The following is a 17,104-nucleotide window of genomic DNA, read 5'->3' on the forward strand; positions in this document are numbered from 1 at the left end:
GGCTCCGGCAAAAAGGTAGGAAAAATCGATGCCGGCAGACTAGTCCTCAGACCGTTGCGGAAAAACGCTGGAATGGCTTTCAGACTGTTTCGGGAATCGGGCGAATGCGCTGCGTATCAACCTCGACACAAGTTGAAACAATCATTCAAGGGAACCCTTTAGGAATAGTTAACGAAAGTAAATAGCAAGCATTACCATTCGCACCATCGAATTCTTCCACCCTTTCGGATGCGCTTCAGATGCCTGCCCCGTTCCGCTTCACGCCCGTCACCCTTGGCCTTTCTGCTTTGTTGTCTGCCGGTTTCGCCGGCGCCGCGACCACCGTATTACCCGAAACCTCCATCAGCGCCGAATCCGAAGCGGACGACCCGCGCGTCAAGGAAACCAGCACCGCTACCCGCACGGCAACCCCGGTGCGCTATGTGCCGCAAGCCATCGACTCGGTTAAAACCGCCAACATTTCGGACTACGGCACCAACGACCTGGGCACTGCGTTAAGTGGCATCCCCAACGTCAGCAGCGGCGCCGACACGCGTTTCGACAGCCTGCGCATCCGCGGTTTCGACGCCAGCAACGACTTCTACCTCGACGGCATCCGTGACGACAGCCAGTACGTGCGCGACCTGCACAACATCGAACGCATCGAAGTGCTCAAAGGCCCGGCCGCCGTGTTGTATGGCCGTGGCAGCCAGGGCGGGATCGTCAATCGGGTCAGCAAGCTGCCAGAGTTCGGCCGCCGCTCGACCATCGAAGCCCAAGGCGGCAGCGATGATTTGCGCAGTCTTTATGCGGACCTGAGCACCGACCCGAGCGAGAACATCAGCCTGCGTTTGAACATGGGCAACATGGATCAGAACAGCTTCCGCGATGGCGTCAGCGGCAACCGCCAACTGTTCGCGCCGTCCATGAGCTGGCAACTGACGCCGGACCTGAACTGGCTGGTGCAGTACGAATACAGCCGCTACAACCGTACGCCGGATCGCGGTATCCCCGGGGTAAATGGACGCCCGGCGGACGTAGGCCGGGATACGACCTACGGCAACGATCACGACTTCATCGACGACAAGTCACAATCCCTACGCTCCAAACTCAGCTATGAACTCAGCGACAACTGGCAACTGCGCCACACCCTCGGTGTGTTCAAGCTCGACAGCGATTTCGATAACACCTACCTCACGGGTTACACCCCGGCGACCCAAAAAGTCACCCGCCAGCACTGGCAACAGGACCTGACCACCCGCAACGTTTACAACAACGTCGAGCTGGAAGGTGGTTTCGATACCTTGGGCCTGGAGCACCGCCTGCTGACCGGCATCGAGATCGGCAGCCAGCGTCGCGACCCGAAGCTGTCCAACGCCGCAACGTCCGGGCCGGGCAGTTCGCCGGTGCCGGCGCTGGACCTGTACAACCCGAACCGCGATCTGCGCCACACCGGGCGCATGCAGGTGTCCAGCGACAACCACACCGAAGTCGAAAGCCGTGCGGTGTACGTGCAGGATCAACTGCGCCTGCACGATCAATGGCAACTGCTCGCCGGTTTGCGCTACGACACCTTTGATATCGAGTCGACCAACAAGCTGCGCAACCTTTCCGAAGACCGTGACAGCCACAGCACCAGCCCCCGTGTCGGCATCGTCTGGACGCCGCTGCAGAATCATTCCTTCTACGCCTCCTGGACCAAGACCTTCTCGCCGGTCGGCGGTGGCTTGATCGGCATCACGCCTGGCGTGGCGGGTAACAGCAACGACCTGAGCCCGGAGCTGACCAAGCAGAAGGAAATCGGGGTGAAAAGCGACTGGCTCGACGATCGCTTGAGCACCACCCTGGCAATCTACGAACTGGAACTCAACAACCGCCGCACCAGTGATCCGCTCAACCCGACCGTTACCCTGCTCACCGGCGAACAACGCTCCCGTGGTATCGAGCTGACCGGCACCGGCAAGCTCGGCGGCAACTGGTACGTGCGCGGTGGCGTCGGCGTGCAGGACGCTACCGTGGTCAAAGACAACAATGGCTTTGAAGGCAAACGCATCAGCAACGTGGCCAAGCACAACGGCAGCCTGTTCCTGACCTGGAAACCGGAAATGGGCTGGTACGCCGAAACCGGCCTGACCCTGGTCGGCGAGCGTTATGCCGACAACCTCAACACCACGGTCCTGCCGGGTTATGGGCGTTGGGATGCCCTGGCCGGGTTCCGGCAGAAAGATTGGGACTTGCGCGCGGCGTTGAACAACATCAGCGACAAGACCTATTACGCGTCGTCCACCAGCCAGTATCAGATTCAGCCGGGCGAGCCGCGTAGCCTGGTCGTGACCGGGACCTACAGTTTCTAAACACCATCAATGTAGAAGCGAGGCTTGCCCGCGAAGACGGTATAACAGCCGACGAATAAGTTGGATGTTCTGACGCCTTCGCGGGCAAGCCTCGCTCCTACAGCTATTTGATGATCGTTCCCACGCGCAGCAAAGGAATGCAGCCGGGACGCTCTGCGTCCCAAAAGCCGAACGCGGAGCGTCCGTTGAGGCATTCCCACGCAGAGCGTGGGAACGATCAGCGCCCAAAAAAAAGCGCCGCCTTCCCGGCAGCGCTTTTATCAATCCGTTGTTGTTCTTCTTATCCTTCCATCACATCCCACAACGCTTCCAGCTCCGCTTCGCTGAATAAACCAGCGGGGTAGCGCTCGATCATCATCCGGCGCGGATCAGGTTCCCTGATCTGACGCGTTCCATTGGACTTCAACCAGTGCGCAAGGATCTGTAGCGATTCGCTATTGACTGCCAGGGGATGCAATGTCCGCTCGCTCACCACATTCACTTCGGCGTTCATTTCAGCGCTCTCTCCCGGTTTGTGAGCGGCTAACTTATCCAAGGTTTATGACAGAACGTCGCCGTTCTCCCCTCCCTGTTTTGCCCCATGACAGATACAAGAGCTGTGCCAATGTTTCGGACCTGTCGATGAGCGGATACAAAAAAGCCCGCGGTCCTGACGGGCTGCGGGCTTTCTGTAAGGCGAAACGGGAAAACGTTTGCGAGACTGATTTTGCAATCAACTCAGGCTGTTACAACGGCACTCACTCGTTGTGCGGCGCGGGCTGTTGTTGGGTAAGGCAGTGGATGTTACCGCCTCCCAGTAACAATTCGCGGCCAGGCACCATCACCACTTCGTGCTGCGGGAACAGGCTCTGCAAAATCTCCTTGGCCGGGCCGTCCAGCGGATCGTCGAAGCTCGGCGCAATAATGCCGCCGTTGACGATCAGGAAGTTCACGTAGGAACCCGCCAGGCGAACGGTAGGATTGCGCTCCTGAGTGCCGTCCACGGGATCGACACCGGCGCACTCTTCCTCGGTGGCATACAGCGGCCCCGGAATCGGCATCTTGTGCACCGTGAACGGGCGACCCTTGGCGTCGGTGCTGCTTTCCAGCACCTTCATGGCCGCCTGGCAGCGCGGGTAGTTCGGGTCCTGCGGGTCATCGGTCCAGGCCAGCAGTACTTCGCCCGGACGCACGTAGCAGCAGAAGTTATCCACATGGCCGTCGGTTTCGTCGTTGAACAGACCGTCCGGCAGCCAGATGATCTTATCCACAGCCAGATTCGCGCTGAGCACCGCTTCGATGTCGGCACGGTTCAGGTGCGGATTGCGATTGCGGTTGAGCAGGCATTCTTCGGTGGTGATCAGGGTGCCTTCGCCATCGACGTGAATCGACCCGCCTTCAAGCACGAAGCCCTCGGTGCGGTAGCGTTGGCTGCGCTCGATCTCGAGGATCTTGCCGCCAACCTGGGAATCACGGTTCCACGGCGAGTACAGACCGCCGTCAAAACCGCCCCAGGAGTTGAAGTCCCAGTTCACGCCACGGACTTCGCCGCTGTGATTGATCACGAAGGTCGGGCCGGTGTCGCGAACCCAGGCGTCGTCGCTGGACATCTCGACCACGCGGATATTCGGCACGTCGAGACGGGCGCGGGCATTTTCGTACTGGCCGGCAGAAACACCAACGGTCACCGGTTCAAAACGCGCGATGGCCTTGGCCACCGCAACATGCGCGGCTTGCGCCGGTTTGCCGCCCAGGCGCCAGTTGTCCGGGCGCTCGGGCCAGATCATCCAGGTCTGGGTTTGCGGCGCCCACTCGGCGGGCATGTAGAAGCCATCGGCGCGCGGGGTGCTGTTTAAAGTGGTCATTGGGATCAGGACTCCAGGGAACCGTCGAGGGTTTTGAGCGCATTGTATAGGTTCGGACGACGATCACGGAACGAGCCCCAGGCACTGCGGGTGTGCTCCAGTTCGTCGAGGTCGAAGCTGTGGACCAGCACGCCCTCTTCGGTTTTATCGAGTTCCTGCACCTTCTCGCCGAACTGGTTGGCGATAAACGACGAGCCGTAGAAGGTGATGTCGTAGCCGTCCTGCTCCTCATTACCGATGCGGTTACTGGCAATCAGCGGCATCAGGTTGGCGCCGGCATGGCCCTGCTGCACACGCTGCCAATGATCGCGGGACGAAATGGTCTTGTCATGGGGTTCGCTGCCAATGGCGGTCGGGTAAAACAGGATTTCCGCGCCGAGCAACGCCATGCTGCGGGCACACTCCGGGAACCACTGGTCCCAGCAGATGCCGACGCCGATTTTCGCGTAACGGGTGTTCCAGACTTTGAAGCCGGTATCGCCCGGGTTGAAGTAATACTTTTCGTGGTAGCCCGGGCCGTCCGGGATGTGGCTTTTACGATAAATCCCGAGGTTGGAACCGTCGGCATCGATGATCGCGATGCTGTTGAAGCGGGCGCGGCCGGCCAGTTCGTAGAAGCTGATCGGCAGCACCACTTGCAGCTCCTGGGCGACTTTCTGGAAATGCTTGATCGCGACGTTGTCTTCAACGGTCGTGGCCAATTGCAGGTAATCCGGGTTCGGCTTCTGGCAGAAGTACGGCGCCTCGAACAATTCCTGGATCAGGATGATCTGCGCACCTTTGGCCGCGGCCTCGCGGACCAGCTTCTCGGCGGTCTCGATGTTGGCTTCAAGGTCCCAGGAACAAGCCATCTGGGTAGCGGCGACGGTAACGATACGGCTCATGAATCATCTCCTGGGTCTTTTTTATAGGTAGGCAATGGCGACTTTATAGCCGATAAATATCGGCTTTAAAAGTTACTTGAACGCCTTTCGTCTGAATAGACCCATCAAAAGCCGATAATAATCGATATTCTGTGTCGGTTTTGAGGACGCCTTCGCGGGCAAGCCTCGCTCCTACAGGTTTGTAAACGCCACCGACCTGTAGGAGCAAGGCTTGCCCGCGAATGCGGTCTCAAATCCTACAACCCTTCCCCCAACACCTTCGAAAGCATGTCGACAAAGAAATCCACACTCCGGCGCGAAGTCACCATCGGCGGCTTAATCTTGAGCACGTTCAGAAAATCCCCCGTCGGCTGCATGAAAATCCCCAGCTCACGCAAGCGGTCACACAGCGCCGTGGTTTCTTCGGTCGCCGGTTCCAGGGTGTCGCGGTTGCGGATCAGCTCGACCCCCAGATAGAAACCGGAACCATGCACCGCACCCACCAACGGATGAATGTCGATCAACGCTTCCAGCCGTTCCTTGAAGTAACCGCCGACGACCTGGGCGTTTTCCCAGAGCTTTTCTTCTTCCATGACATCCAGTACCGCCATGCCGATCTGGCAACTGACCGGACTGCCCCCGGCCGAGGAGAAGAAGTAACCCTCGGCTTCCAGCGCCTCGGCGATTTCCCGGCGGGTGATCACCGCGCCCAGCGGCTGGCCGTTGCCCATGCCCTTGGCCATGGTGATGATGTCCGGCACCACGCCCTGCTCTTCGAAGCCCCAGAAAAAGTGGCCCATGCGGCCATAACCGACCTGCACTTCATCGGCGATACACACGCCGCCCTGAGCGCGGACCATTGCGTAAACCTGCTGCAAATACCCAGGCGGCAGCGAGATGCCGCCGGCATTGCCGTACACCGGTTCACAGATGAACCCAGCGAGCTGGCGTTTCTGTTCGGCGATTTTCGCCAGGTTGTGTTCGACGCTGCGCACGTAATCCGGCGCGCTGTCCGGGCCACGGAATTCGCCACGATAGGTGTTCGGCGCAATCACCGGATGCACCCAGTCGGGACGGCTGCTCAAGGCCTTGGGGTTGTCGGCAATCGAGGTCGACACCGCGTCCGAGCCCACCGTCCAGCCGTGATACGCCTCAAGCACGCTGAGCATGTCGCGCCCGCCGCTATACGCCCACGCCAGACGAATCGCCAGGTCGTTGGCTTCGCTACCGCTGTTGACCAGAAACACACGGTCCATGGAATCCGGCGCCAACTTCAACAAGCGTTCGGAGAATTGCGCCACCGCCGCGTAATTGAACCGCGAGTTGGTGTTGAGCAGCGACCACTGGCGGCTGGCGACGGCGGCCATGCGCGGATGACCGTGGCCGAGCACCGCGACGTTGTTGAGCATGTCGAGGTAGGAGCGGCCCTGCATGTCGATCAGGTGATTACGCCAGCCGCGCTCAATGCGGGGCGGGTCGACGTAATAGTGTTTTTGGGTGCGGGCGAAACTGGCCTCGCGACGTGCCAGCAACGTCTTCGAATCAAGTTCCTCCTCGGCGTCACAGGCCAGCCCGAGCAGCACCGCGGGTGACGGGCACAACGCCTGCCAGGCCAAGGCGCGGGACGGCGTGCAAAACAATGGCGCATCGAACGCAGCGCCTCGGCACAACTGCACCCTCAGCGGCCCGCTGACCGAACCCAGCACCTGGCCTTTGACCAGCGCCGCGCCACTGTGCAGCGACGGGGTCACACCCCACAGGCGCACGCTCAGTTGCGGACCGTCGAGTTGCAACACCCCCGCCGATGGCTGGTGAACCACCCCGGCAAACGGCGATTCAACCGCCGTGCCGTGTGGCACGCATAACTCGACGTGCAATGGGCAAGTATCGGGTTCGTCGGCACTGTCCGGTCGGGTACGAGACAACCGATATTGGCCATAACGGCTGGCCGCCAGGCCGTGGGCCGTTGCGGCCTCCGTCAGCAGGCGCTGATCGATCCCTTCTTGCTCCCAGTTACCGGCCTCGAAATGCGGGCTGAGTACGCCCAAATCGATCAAGGCAAATTCACGGCCGACCAGGCTCGGCAGCAACGGTGCGAAACCTTCGCTGCCGATACTCGGCAAGCTGTGGCCGACGGTGGTCAGGATCGCCGCTTCCATCAGTTCTAACGGCACCGAGGTAGCGACGCGGAAAATTTCCCATTCGTGGGTCAAGTTGTCACGACTGTACTCATTGCCCGGATCGATGCTGACCTGCTGCTCGCCGCTGAGCACCAACACCGCCGCACGGGCCACGATCAACGGCCACAACGCCTGTAACTCTTCATGCTGCAGCGGATTGACCGCGTGATAGGCCTGCACCGCCGGCAAGATGCAGAACGGGTCGCCATCGGCGTGGTGCAGCAGCGCCGCGCAGGTCACGGACAGATCGGTAATGCGCCAGGTCCGGATCAAGTCGCCGAAATCGATCACACCCTGCAATTGCCATTGCCGTTGCGAATCCCGCTGCCAGACCACGTTGTCGTCGGTGATGTCCATGTGAATCGCCTGCACCGGCAGTTTCGCCACTAACGGCAGCAAGCGTCGTTCGGCCTGTTCGGCGGCGGCGGCAATCAACCCGCGCTGCCGATCATCCTGAATCACTGGCAACAGGTGGGCGATCAAGGCATTGGCATGGCGGGCGTCCCATTGCAGCGTGCGCTCCAGCCCCGGATGGTCAAAGCCCGCCAGCGCCAGATCCATTTCGCCACAGAGCCGACCAAAACCGGCGACCACCGAACCCGGCAAGTGTTCGAGGTGAGTCAGCGACCGGCCTTCGATGTAATCCAGCAGGCGCACATGCACCGCTTGCCCGTCGATGTCCAGAGAAAGCAGATCGGCACCGTTGTTCGCGGCAATCACGCGCGGCACGTGCAGATCGGGATGTGCGGCCAAATGTTTGAGCCCCGCGTGCTGGGCTTGCAGCTCCAGCGCCGAGTAATCACCCCGGCAGATTTTCAGGACGAAACGACCGCGTTCACTGTCGACGCGGTAGTTCAGGTCCTGCTGGCTGCCCAGGGCCTGCAATGTCCCGCTCAACCCGTAATGTGCCTGCAACAGCGCTGACGCTTGCTCCGCAGACACTTGCGGGCTGGGCAAACTGGCGCGATGAATCAACGTGGCGAGCGGCATACAACGACCCCTGAGATTTTATTAGGCGCTTATATCGCCACCGCTGCGGCCGATACGCAACCCCCGCCCCTGATCGGCACAAGGCAAAAGACATCGCCGCACTCGCGCCCGCCAGCACTTTGCGCAAGAATGTCCCCCATCTTTTCTATCGCTGGAGAAAACCCATGAACGTAGTCACCACCGACCTGCCCGGTGTCCTGATCATCGAGCCCAAGGTATTTGGTGACGAGCGTGGCTTCTTTTACGAAAGCTTCAACGCCAAGGCTTTCGAAGAAGCGACCGGTCTGAACACGCAGTTCGTTCAGGACAACCATTCCCGCTCGCAAAAAGGCGTGCTGCGCGGCCTGCACTACCAACTGGAAAATACCCAGGGCAAACTGGTGCGCGTCACCGCCGGTGAAGTGCTCGACGTGGCGGTGGACATTCGCCGCAGCTCGCCGCACTTCGGCAAATGGGTCGCCGTTCGCCTGTCCGCCGACAACCATCGTCAACTGTGGGTCCCGGAAGGTTTCGCCCACGGCTTCGTGGTGCTAAGCGAGTTCGCCGAATTCCTCTACAAAACCACCGACTACTACACCCCGTCGGCCGAACGCGCCATTCGCTGGGACGATCCGGACCTGGGCATCGACTGGCAACTGGATGAGGCGCCAAAACTGTCGGGCAAGGATGCAGCGGCGGCGTTCTTCAAGGACGCTGACGTCTTTTCCTGAAACCCTGCCTGAATCTTCACTTCAGCCGTGCGGTGCCGCAGCTGCGCAGACTGCGCCCGCAACCCTAGGCATAATGCGCCTGTCCCCCCAGGCGCTCGATGCCCATGACTCCGACCCTTCCCCGCAGACCCCGTTGGCGCAGCCTGGCCCTGCTCGCGCTGTGCCTGGCACCGTTGCTGTGGCCGTTGCAGCATCTGGCGGAGCGCTACTACCGCAGTGAACTGGCCGGGCAGAATCGTCAGACCCTCGACCTCTACGTCGCCAACCTGCTGGGCACCCTGCACCGTTATGAAGTATTGCCGCAAATCCTCGGCGACCTCCCCGCTTTACGCGCCGTGCTCGGGGCGCCTGACGATGGCGTCACCCAAGGCAACGCCAACCGCCTGCTGAAAAACATCAGCGCCCAGACCGGCGCCGAAGTCATGTACCTGATGAACACCAGCGGCAAGACCCTCGCCGCGTCCAATTGGGACAAACACGACAGTTTCGTCGGGCGCAATTTCTCCTTCCGGCCGTACTTCAGTGAAGCCATGGCCGGGCGACTCGGACGCTTTTTCGGCTTGGGCACCACCTCGGCCAAGCGCGGTTACTTCTTCGCCGCCGCCGTGCGCGAAGGCGAAAAAGTCATCGGCGTGTTGGTGGTCAAGGTCGATCTCGATCACACCGAAAGCCTGTGGGGCAAAACCCCGGAACAACTGCTGCTGACCGATAACAACGGCGTGGTCATTCTCACGTCGCGGCCCGAGTGGCGTTTTCGCTCCACCCGCGCGTTGAGTGATGACGAGAACAAAGCCATCAGCGCGATCCAGCCCTACCCGACCCGCGATCCGAAGCCGTTGAAGCTCAATCCCAATGCCTGGCTGACCCAGACCCAGTCGATTGCGGAAACCGGCTGGAACGTCAGCATCCTCGCGCCACGCACCCTGATCGACCGCCCGGTGCGTACGGTCGTGGCCATCGGTGGCGCCACCTTGCTGGTGTTGATGTTGCTGCTCGGGCTGATGATGCAGCGCCGTCGCCATTACCTGGAGCGGATCGCCTTCGAAGCCAAGGCCCGCCGCGAGCTGGAAGGCCGGGTGGCCGAGCGCACCAGCGACCTCGAAGGCCTCAACCGGCGCCTGAAACAGGAAGTGCTGGAGCGCGAACACGCCCAGCAGGAACTGGTGCGCGCCCAGGACGATCTGGTGCAGGCCGGCAAGTTGTCAGCATTGGGGACGATGTCCGCGAGCATCAGCCATGAACTCAATCAACCGCTGGCGGCCATCCGCAGCTACGCGGAAAACGCCGAAGTATTGCTCGATCACCAGCGCACCGACGATGCCCGGGGCAACCTCAAGCTGATCAGCGAACTGACCGGGCGCATGGCCTCGATTATCGCCCACTTGCGCGCCTTCGCCCGCCGCGATCGCCACGCCCCGGAAAGCGTGGCCCTGCAACCGGCGCTGGACGATGCCCTGGCGTTGCTGGCCAAGCGGCGGCGCAGCATGGAGGTCGAGCTGATCCGCGACCTGCCGGCGGCCACGTTGTGGGTCGAGGCCGGGGAAACCCGGTTGCGCCAGGTGCTCGGCAACCTGCTGGCCAACGCCCTCGACGCCCTGACCGAAAAAGGTCCGCCGCGTAAACTCTGGCTGAGTGCCCAATCCACCGCCGATGGCGTCAACCTGTACATTCGCGACAACGGCCCGGGGTTTTGCATGGAAGCCCTGGGTCGCGCCAGCGAACCTTTCTACACCACCAAGACCCGCACCCAGGGCCTTGGGTTGGGGTTGGCGATTTGCGACACGTTGATGCGCGCCTTCGGTGGTGAATTGTCGTTCTCCAACCACAAGGAGGGTGGCGCTCTGATTACCCTGAAGCTGCGCGCCGGCGCACCCGGCGTGAGCCTGCAACCGTCCGAGGACCGAAGTGCATGACCATCGATAACCGCATCCAGGTCGTGTTGATCGACGATGATCCGCACTTGCGCCAGGCCCTGAGCCAGACCCTGGACCTGGCCGGCCTGAAAATCCTGCCCCTGGCCGAAGCCAAGGGCCTGGCCGGGCAACTGGAGCGCGACTGGCCGGGCGTGGTGGTCAGTGACATTCGCATGCCCGGCATGGACGGCCTCGACCTGCTGACCGAACTGCACGCCCAGGACCCGGAGCTGCCGGTGCTGCTGATCACCGGCCACGGCGATGTGCCGCTGGCGGTGCAAGCGATGCGCGCCGGGGCCTATGACTTCCTGGAAAAACCCTTCGCCAGCGACGCCCTGCTCGACAGCGTGCGCCGCGCCCTGGCCTTGCGCCGGTTGGTGCTGGACAACCGCAGCCTGCGCCTGGCCCTGAGCGACCGCAATGAACTGAGCGCCCGACTGGTCGGGCAATCGGCACCGATGCTGCGCCTGCGCGAGCAAATCGGCGCCCTGGCGGCGACCAAGGCTGACGTGCTGATCCTCGGCGAAACCGGTGCCGGCAAAGAAGTGGTGGCGCGGGCGCTGCACGATTTGTCGAGCCGTCGTAACGGTCCGTTCGTGGCGATCAACGCCGGGGCCCTAGCCGAATCGGTGGTGGAAAGCGAGTTGTTCGGTCACGAACCCGGCGCGTTTACTGGCGCGCAAAAACGCCGCATCGGCAAGTTCGAATTCGCCAACGGCGGCACGCTGTTTCTCGATGAGATCGAGAGCATGAGCCTGGATGTGCAGGTGAAATTGCTGCGCATGTTGCAAGAGCGCGTGGTCGAGCGGTTGGGTGGCAATCAACTGATCCCGCTGGACATCCGCGTCATCGCCGCCACCAAGGAAGACCTGCGCCAATCCGCCGATCAGGGACGTTTCCGCGCCGACTTGTATTACCGGCTGAACGTCGCGCCCTTACGCATTCCGCCGCTACGCGAACGCGGTGAAGATGCGTTGATGCTGTTCCAGCATTTCGCCGACGAAGCCAGCGCCCGCCACGGTTTGCCGCCTCACGAACTGCAACCGGGGCAACGGGCTTTACTGCTGCGCCACACCTGGCCGGGCAACGTACGCGAACTGCAAAACGCCGCCGAACGCTTTGCTCTCGGCCTGGAACTGGCCCTGGACAACAGCGCCCCGGACGGCGGCGTCAGCACCACGGTCGAAGTGGTCAGCGGCGGGCTCAGCGAGCAGGTGGAAAACTTCGAAAAAACCCTGATTGCCGCCGAGCTGGCGCGCTCCCACAGCTCGGTGCGCAGCCTCGCCGAAGCCCTGGGCATTCCGCGCAAGACCCTGCACGACAAACTGCGCAAGCACGGGCTGAACTTCGCCGACGGCGGCGCCCACAGCCACACCGATGACCTCGATTGAGCTACCGTCCCATCATCATCTTCAAACAAGAGAACCGTGCATGAGCCGCGACAGTCGTCACCTGGAATCGATCCTGCACCACGACATCCCCCTCACGCGGGACATGGGCCTCCGGGTGCTCGACTGGCACGACCAGCAACTGCGCCTGCACTTGCCGCTGGAGGCCAACGTCAATCACAAAAGCACCATGTTCGGCGGCAGCCTGTATTGCGGCGCGGTGCTGGCGGGTTGGGGCTGGCTGCATTTGCGCTTGCGTGAAGAAGGGATTGAGGACGGGCACATCGTGATTCAGGAAGGCCAGATCCATTACCCGCTGCCGGTGACCACCGATGCCATCGCCATATGCCAGGCACCGGGCGCGGTGACCTGGAAGAAGTTTGTGGCGATGTACAAGCGTTATGGCCGGGCGCGGTTGACGCTGCAGTCGCGGATTGTGAATGTGGGGAGCGAGGAGAATGCGGTGACGTTTAGCGGGCAGTACGTCCTGCACCGCTGAGCCGGGCTGACATTGATCGTTCCCACGCTCTGCGTGGGAATGCAGCCCGTGACGCTCCGCGTCACTGGACGCGGAGCGTCCCTTGAGGCGTTACCACGCAGAGCGTGGGAACGATCTTAACCGCGTGCAAGCTCCAGCAGTTTTTCCCGCCACGCCGCCTTCGCCGGCAACGCCAAAAAGAACTCATTGCGCAACGATTCCCGCGCCGGATAGCTGAACGGCGCACCACTCAAATCCAGCACTTCACCGCCCGCCCCTTCCAGCACACCTTGCGCCGCCGCCGTGTCCCACTGCGAAGTCGGTGCCAGGCGTGGATAACAATCCGCCGCCCCTTCGGCGACCATGCAAAATTTCAGCGAGCTGCCGTAATTCGCCAGTTGCAGTTCACCCAGGCTTTCGCTCAGCCCCGCCAGTAAGCGCTCCTGCTCCGGGCTGGAATGCCGACGACTGGCCACCACGGTAAACGCCTCGCCGGCCGCCGGCACGTCGCGCACCTGAATCGGCAACGGCGTTTCGCCTTGATCACCGCGCCATGCACCCAACCCGGCGCCACCGACGTAGAAACGCCCGTTGGTTGGCATCGACACCACGCCAAACACCACGCGACCCTGTTCGATCAGCGCGATGTTGACGGTAAATTCTTCGCTGCCGGAAATGAATTCCTTGGTCCCGTCGAGCGGGTCCACCAGCCACCAGCGCTGCCACCCGGCGCGCACGCTCTGGGGGATGTCGGCGTCTTCCTCGGACAGCACCGGGATGCTCGGATCCAGTGCCGTCAGCCCTGCCAGAATCAGATGATGGGCGGCCAGGTCGGCGGCGGTCACCGGCGAATCATCAGACTTCGCGGTCACGGCCGTGCCGGTGCGCCAGAACGGCAGGATCGCATCGCCTGCCTTCAATGCCAGCTCAACCACCGGCGCCATCAACGGATGGGGGAAATTCAACTTCATGGCAAAAACACCCCACGTTGGGTCAGTAAGTCACGGGCCAGATACAACGCCGCCAAGGCGCGGCCCTCGGTGAATTTTGGGTTCTGGGCCAGGCCCGACAACTCGCGCAGGTTGACCTTGTCCACGCCCATCGGCTCAGGCTCGTCGCCCTCCAGGCGTTCTTCGTACAGGTCGGTGGCCAGGACCACCTGGATCTTCTGGCTCATGTAACCGGGGGACAACGACAGCTCGGTCAAATGCTCCAACTGCCGCGCGCCGTACCCGGCCTCTTCCTTGAGCTCGCGCTCGGCCGCAGCCAGCACGTCTTCGCCCGGCTCGATCAAGCCTTTGGGCAACGACAATTCGTATTCATCGGTGCCGCCGCAATATTCTTCGACCAGCACCGCGTGGTCCGCATCGAGCATCGCCACGATCATCACTGCGCCATACCCGGCGCCCTTGCCGACCAGACGCTCGTAGGTGCGCTCCACGCCATTGGAAAAGCGCAGCTTCAGCTCTTCGACGCAGAATAAACGGCTGGTGGCGACGATCTCGCGGGCGAGGACAGTGGGTTTCTGGCGCATAGACGGCTCCTTGGCGTGAACGCGTTACTATACCCGGCCTATCCTGATTGTTTGAGCCGGATATCTTTTTTACAGCTGGAGAAGTTTTTTATGTCCCTGCTGCCCTGGCGCGACATCGACACCGTTCTGCTGGACATGGATGGCACGCTGCTGGACCTGCACTACGACAACCATTTCTGGATGGAACACCTGCCCCAGCGATATGCCGAGTTGCACGGAGTGAGCCGGGCCATGGCGGAAATGGAATTGCAGCCGCTGTTTGAGCGCAATGCCGGCCAGTTGCAGTGGTACTGCCTGGACTTCTGGAGCGCCGAGCTGAATATCCCGGTACGCGAACTGAAACTCGAAACCGCGCACCTGATCGCCCTGCGCCCGGATGCCGATACCTTTCTGGCGGCGATCAAGCAGGCCGGCAAGCGTGTGGTGATGATCACCAACGCCCATCGCGATTCGCTGTCACTCAAGCTGGAACGGATTGAGCTGGCGCCGTATTTCGAGCGTTTGATCAGCTCCCACGATTATGGTTTTGCCAAGGAAAACCCGCAGTTCTGGGATGCCTTGCAGGCGGACATCGGTTTCGATCCGGCGCGCAGCCTGTTTATCGACGATACGTTGCCGATCCTGCGCAGTGCGCGCCAATTTGGCGTGGCGCATCTGTTGGCCGTGAGCGAGCCGGACAGCCGCAAAGGGCCGAAGGACACGGCGGAGTTTGCGGCGGTGGTCGATTATCGCGAGTTGATTGCAGGCCTCTGAAACCGCGTCGACTGCTTCGCGGGCAAGCCTCGCTCCTACAGGTCTTGCGCCATTTCTGATCGTTCCCACGCTGAGCGTGGGAATGCAGCCCGGGACGCTCCGCGTCCCATCAAAGCCGAACGCGGAGCGTCCGTTGAGGCATTCCCACGCTGAGCGTGGGAACGATCAATTGTGGCGAGGGGGCTTGCCCCCGTTGGGTTGCGAAGCGACCCTAAAATCTTTACGACTGCTTCGCAGCCGAACGGGGGCAAGCCCCCTCGCCACAGGTCTTGAGCCTTACTCAGGAATCCGCAACGACTGCCCCGGATAGATCTTGTTCGGATCCTTGAGCATCGGCTTGTTGGCCTGAAAGATTTTGTTCTGATCGTTCCCACGCTCTGCGTGGGAATGCAGCCCGGGACGCTCCGCGTCCCATCCAAAGCCGAACGCGAAGCGTCCGTTGAGGCACTCCCACGCTGAGCGTGGGAACGATCAATTGTGGCGAGGGGGCTTGCCCCCGTTGGGTTGCGAAGCGACCCTAAAATCTTTACGACTGCTTCGCAGCCGAACGGGGGCAAGCCCCCTCGCCACAGGTCTTGAGCCTTACTCAGGAATCCGCAACGACTGCCCCGGATAGATCTTGTTCGGATCCTTGAGCATCGGCTTGTTGGCCTGAAAGATTTTGTCGTACTTGTTCGGATCGCCATACACACGCTTGGAAATCGCGCTGAGCGTGTCGCCCTTCTCGACCGTGACGAATTTCGCTGGCGTGGCCACTCCTCCCGTCACAGTGATCTGATCATCAACGCCACTGACACCGGCTACGTTACCCAGCGACAGCAGGATTTTTTCTTTCTCTTCCTGTGTCGCTGCTTCGCCTGTAGCAATGACTTTATCGCCTTCGACCTTCACTTGAATCTTGGAAGTATCGATGCCCGTCAGTGCTTCCTTGACGTGCTTGGTCAGCGCCTCGCTGTTGGCCTCGGCCTTGTCCGGCGTCAGCGCATCAAGGATTTTTTCACCGGCATCTTTTAAAAAGCTGAAAAGGCTCATCGTGTTCTCTCCATGGGATAAGGGTCCAGACGCAAAAGACTAGACCAAGCCTGCAAGCCCTGGTTCCAACCCGACCAATGACCCCACCCCGCGCAAGCGCTAGAATCGCAAACCCTGCCCGCGCCCTGGAGCGAAGATGGACATCAAGCAGCTCAAATTCCTCATCGCCCTCGACGAAACCCGGCACTTCGGCCAAGCCGCCGCGCGCTGTCACATCACCCAGCCAACCCTGTCCATGCGCCTGCGCAGCCTCGAAGAAGAACTGGAGCTGCCGCTGGTCAATCGAGGCCAGCGCTTCGAAGGCTTCACCGCGCCGGGCGAACGGGTGCTGGCCTGGGCGCGCACGGTGTTGGCGGCTTACGACGGGTTGCAGGCCGAGGCGGCGGCGTGTCGCGGCAATCTGGTGGGGACGTTGCGCCTGGGCGTGGTGCCGCTGTCGAGCTTCGACCCACTGCCATTGATGCAACGCCTGCACGCCGAACACCCGAACCTGCGCTTCGAACTGTCGGCGCTGAGTTCCGAGCAGATCCTCGAACAACTGGCGAACAATCGGCTGGACCTCGGCGTGTCCTACCTGGAGCGCCTCGACGGCGAGCGCTTCGATTCCCTGGCCTTCAGCGAAACCCGCATGGGCCTGCTCTACGACCAACGTTTCTACACCTTCGGCGAGGCGCCGCTGAGTTGGGAATCACTGATCGAATTGCCCTTGGGCATGCTCACCAGCGGCATGCACTTTCGCCAGTCCATCGACCACAACTTCCACAGTCGCGGACTGACGCCCCAACCGTTGCTGCAAACCGACGCAGTCCACCAGTTATTACAAGCGGTGCATGGCGGCTTCTGTTGCGCGGTGATGCCTCTGGAGGGCGGCCTGGAAAATCTCACCGACCATCTACGCCTGCAACCCATCGAAAACGCGCAAACCCTCGGCCGGCTGGGGCTGATCATGCGTCGTAGCGCTCCCCGTTCCGCCTTGGCGGAAGCCTGTTTTGCGATCTATCAGAAATCGCCGACAGGTTCTTGATCGACGTCATCTATCGGTACATCAGTACTAGTGATTAGACGCGACATGTTGACGCGCCTAGT

The 17,104-nt window shown here is 61.5% G+C and carries 14 protein-coding genes and 1 pseudogene; 7 read left to right on the top strand and 8 right to left on the bottom strand.

Annotation, left to right across the window (positions count from 1 at the left end; translation table 11 throughout):
- Positions 1 to 239 precede the first annotated feature (239 nt).
- Entirely contained in the window at positions 240 to 2,333 is a 2,094-nt protein-coding gene (locus tag ACZ89E_RS21180) for a TonB-dependent receptor (protein ID WP_476256383.1), read from the top strand.
- 280 nt (positions 2,334 to 2,613) lie between these two features.
- On the opposite strand, the gene ACZ89E_RS21185 is transcribed toward ACZ89E_RS21180, so the two are convergent.
- The 4 genes from ACZ89E_RS21185 to ACZ89E_RS21200 form a co-directional block, all read right to left on the bottom strand.
- On the bottom strand, positions 2,614 to 2,826 hold the full coding sequence (locus tag ACZ89E_RS21185; RefSeq protein WP_123598111.1) for a hypothetical protein: 213 nt from the start codon (positions 2,824 to 2,826) through the stop codon (positions 2,614 to 2,616).
- 244 nt (positions 2,827 to 3,070) lie between these two features.
- Positions 3,071 to 4,177, bottom strand: coding sequence for an agmatine deiminase (aguA, locus tag ACZ89E_RS21190; protein ID WP_149659064.1), 1,107 nt, complete (start codon positions 4,175 to 4,177; stop codon positions 3,071 to 3,073).
- Between the two features lie 5 nt (positions 4,178 to 4,182).
- Positions 4,183 to 5,061, bottom strand: a complete 879-nt coding sequence (aguB, locus tag ACZ89E_RS21195) for an N-carbamoylputrescine amidase (protein WP_149659063.1) — start codon at positions 5,059 to 5,061, stop codon at positions 4,183 to 4,185.
- A gap of 236 nt (positions 5,062 to 5,297) precedes the next feature.
- On the bottom strand, positions 5,298 to 8,210 hold the full coding sequence (locus tag ACZ89E_RS21200; RefSeq protein ID WP_476256384.1) for an aminotransferase: 2,913 nt from the start codon (positions 8,208 to 8,210) through the stop codon (positions 5,298 to 5,300).
- A 164-nt stretch (positions 8,211 to 8,374) separates the two neighbouring features.
- On the opposite strand from ACZ89E_RS21200, the gene rfbC reads away from it, so the two are divergent.
- From rfbC to ACZ89E_RS21220, 4 genes are all read left to right on the top strand, one after another.
- Positions 8,375 to 8,920: a dTDP-4-dehydrorhamnose 3,5-epimerase gene (rfbC, locus tag ACZ89E_RS21205; RefSeq protein ID WP_149659061.1), complete on the top strand. Its 546-nt coding sequence runs from the start codon at positions 8,375 to 8,377 to the stop codon at positions 8,918 to 8,920.
- Positions 8,921 to 9,024: 104 nt separating this feature from the next.
- Positions 9,025 to 10,833, top strand: a complete 1,809-nt coding sequence (locus ACZ89E_RS21210; RefSeq protein ID WP_476256385.1) for a sensor histidine kinase — start codon at positions 9,025 to 9,027, stop codon at positions 10,831 to 10,833.
- Positions 10,830 to 12,224 (top strand): sigma-54-dependent transcriptional regulator, encoded by a 1,395-nt coding sequence (locus ACZ89E_RS21215; protein ID WP_476256386.1) that lies wholly within the window; start codon positions 10,830 to 10,832, stop codon positions 12,222 to 12,224. The genes ACZ89E_RS21210 and ACZ89E_RS21215 overlap by 4 nt, the downstream gene beginning before the upstream one ends.
- Positions 12,225 to 12,264: 40 nt before the next feature.
- Positions 12,265 to 12,720: a YiiD C-terminal domain-containing protein gene (locus tag ACZ89E_RS21220; RefSeq protein ID WP_463259101.1), complete on the top strand. Its 456-nt coding sequence runs from the start codon at positions 12,265 to 12,267 to the stop codon at positions 12,718 to 12,720.
- A gap of 116 nt (positions 12,721 to 12,836) precedes the next feature.
- Here ACZ89E_RS21220 and cysQ read toward each other — a convergent pair whose 3' ends face one another.
- Together cysQ and nudE are read right to left on the bottom strand one after the other, a co-directional pair.
- The gene (cysQ, locus tag ACZ89E_RS21225; RefSeq protein ID WP_149659057.1) at positions 12,837 to 13,670 is read right to left on the bottom strand and encodes a 3'(2'),5'-bisphosphate nucleotidase CysQ; all 834 of its coding nucleotides are present in this window, start codon (positions 13,668 to 13,670) and stop codon (positions 12,837 to 12,839) included.
- Positions 13,667 to 14,233 (bottom strand): ADP compounds hydrolase NudE, encoded by a 567-nt coding sequence (gene nudE, locus ACZ89E_RS21230; protein ID WP_133837780.1) that lies wholly within the window; start codon positions 14,231 to 14,233, stop codon positions 13,667 to 13,669. The genes cysQ and nudE overlap by 4 nt, the downstream gene beginning before the upstream one ends.
- A gap of 90 nt (positions 14,234 to 14,323) precedes the next feature.
- On the opposite strand from nudE, the gene yrfG reads away from it, so the two are divergent.
- Positions 14,324 to 14,986: a GMP/IMP nucleotidase gene (gene yrfG / locus ACZ89E_RS21235; protein WP_463259099.1), complete on the top strand. Its 663-nt coding sequence runs from the start codon at positions 14,324 to 14,326 to the stop codon at positions 14,984 to 14,986.
- A gap of 276 nt (positions 14,987 to 15,262) precedes the next feature.
- On the opposite strand, the pseudogene ACZ89E_RS21240 reads toward yrfG, so the two are convergent.
- Both ACZ89E_RS21240 and lysM read right to left on the bottom strand, forming a co-directional pair.
- Positions 15,263 to 15,355: pseudogene (locus tag ACZ89E_RS21240) on the bottom strand (LysM peptidoglycan-binding domain-containing protein); the annotation flags it as partial.
- Between the two features lie 213 nt (positions 15,356 to 15,568).
- Positions 15,569 to 16,018: a peptidoglycan-binding protein LysM gene (gene lysM / locus ACZ89E_RS21245; protein ID WP_476256387.1), complete on the bottom strand. Its 450-nt coding sequence runs from the start codon at positions 16,016 to 16,018 to the stop codon at positions 15,569 to 15,571.
- 136 nt (positions 16,019 to 16,154) lie between these two features.
- Here lysM and ACZ89E_RS21250 point away from each other — a divergent pair, with 136 nt between their 5' ends.
- Entirely contained in the window at positions 16,155 to 17,042 is an 888-nt protein-coding gene (locus ACZ89E_RS21250; RefSeq protein ID WP_149659054.1) for a LysR family transcriptional regulator, read from the top strand.
- The last annotated feature ends 62 nt before the right edge of the window (positions 17,043 to 17,104 follow it).

This window comes from Pseudomonas sp. TE3899, from assembly GCF_056279105.1.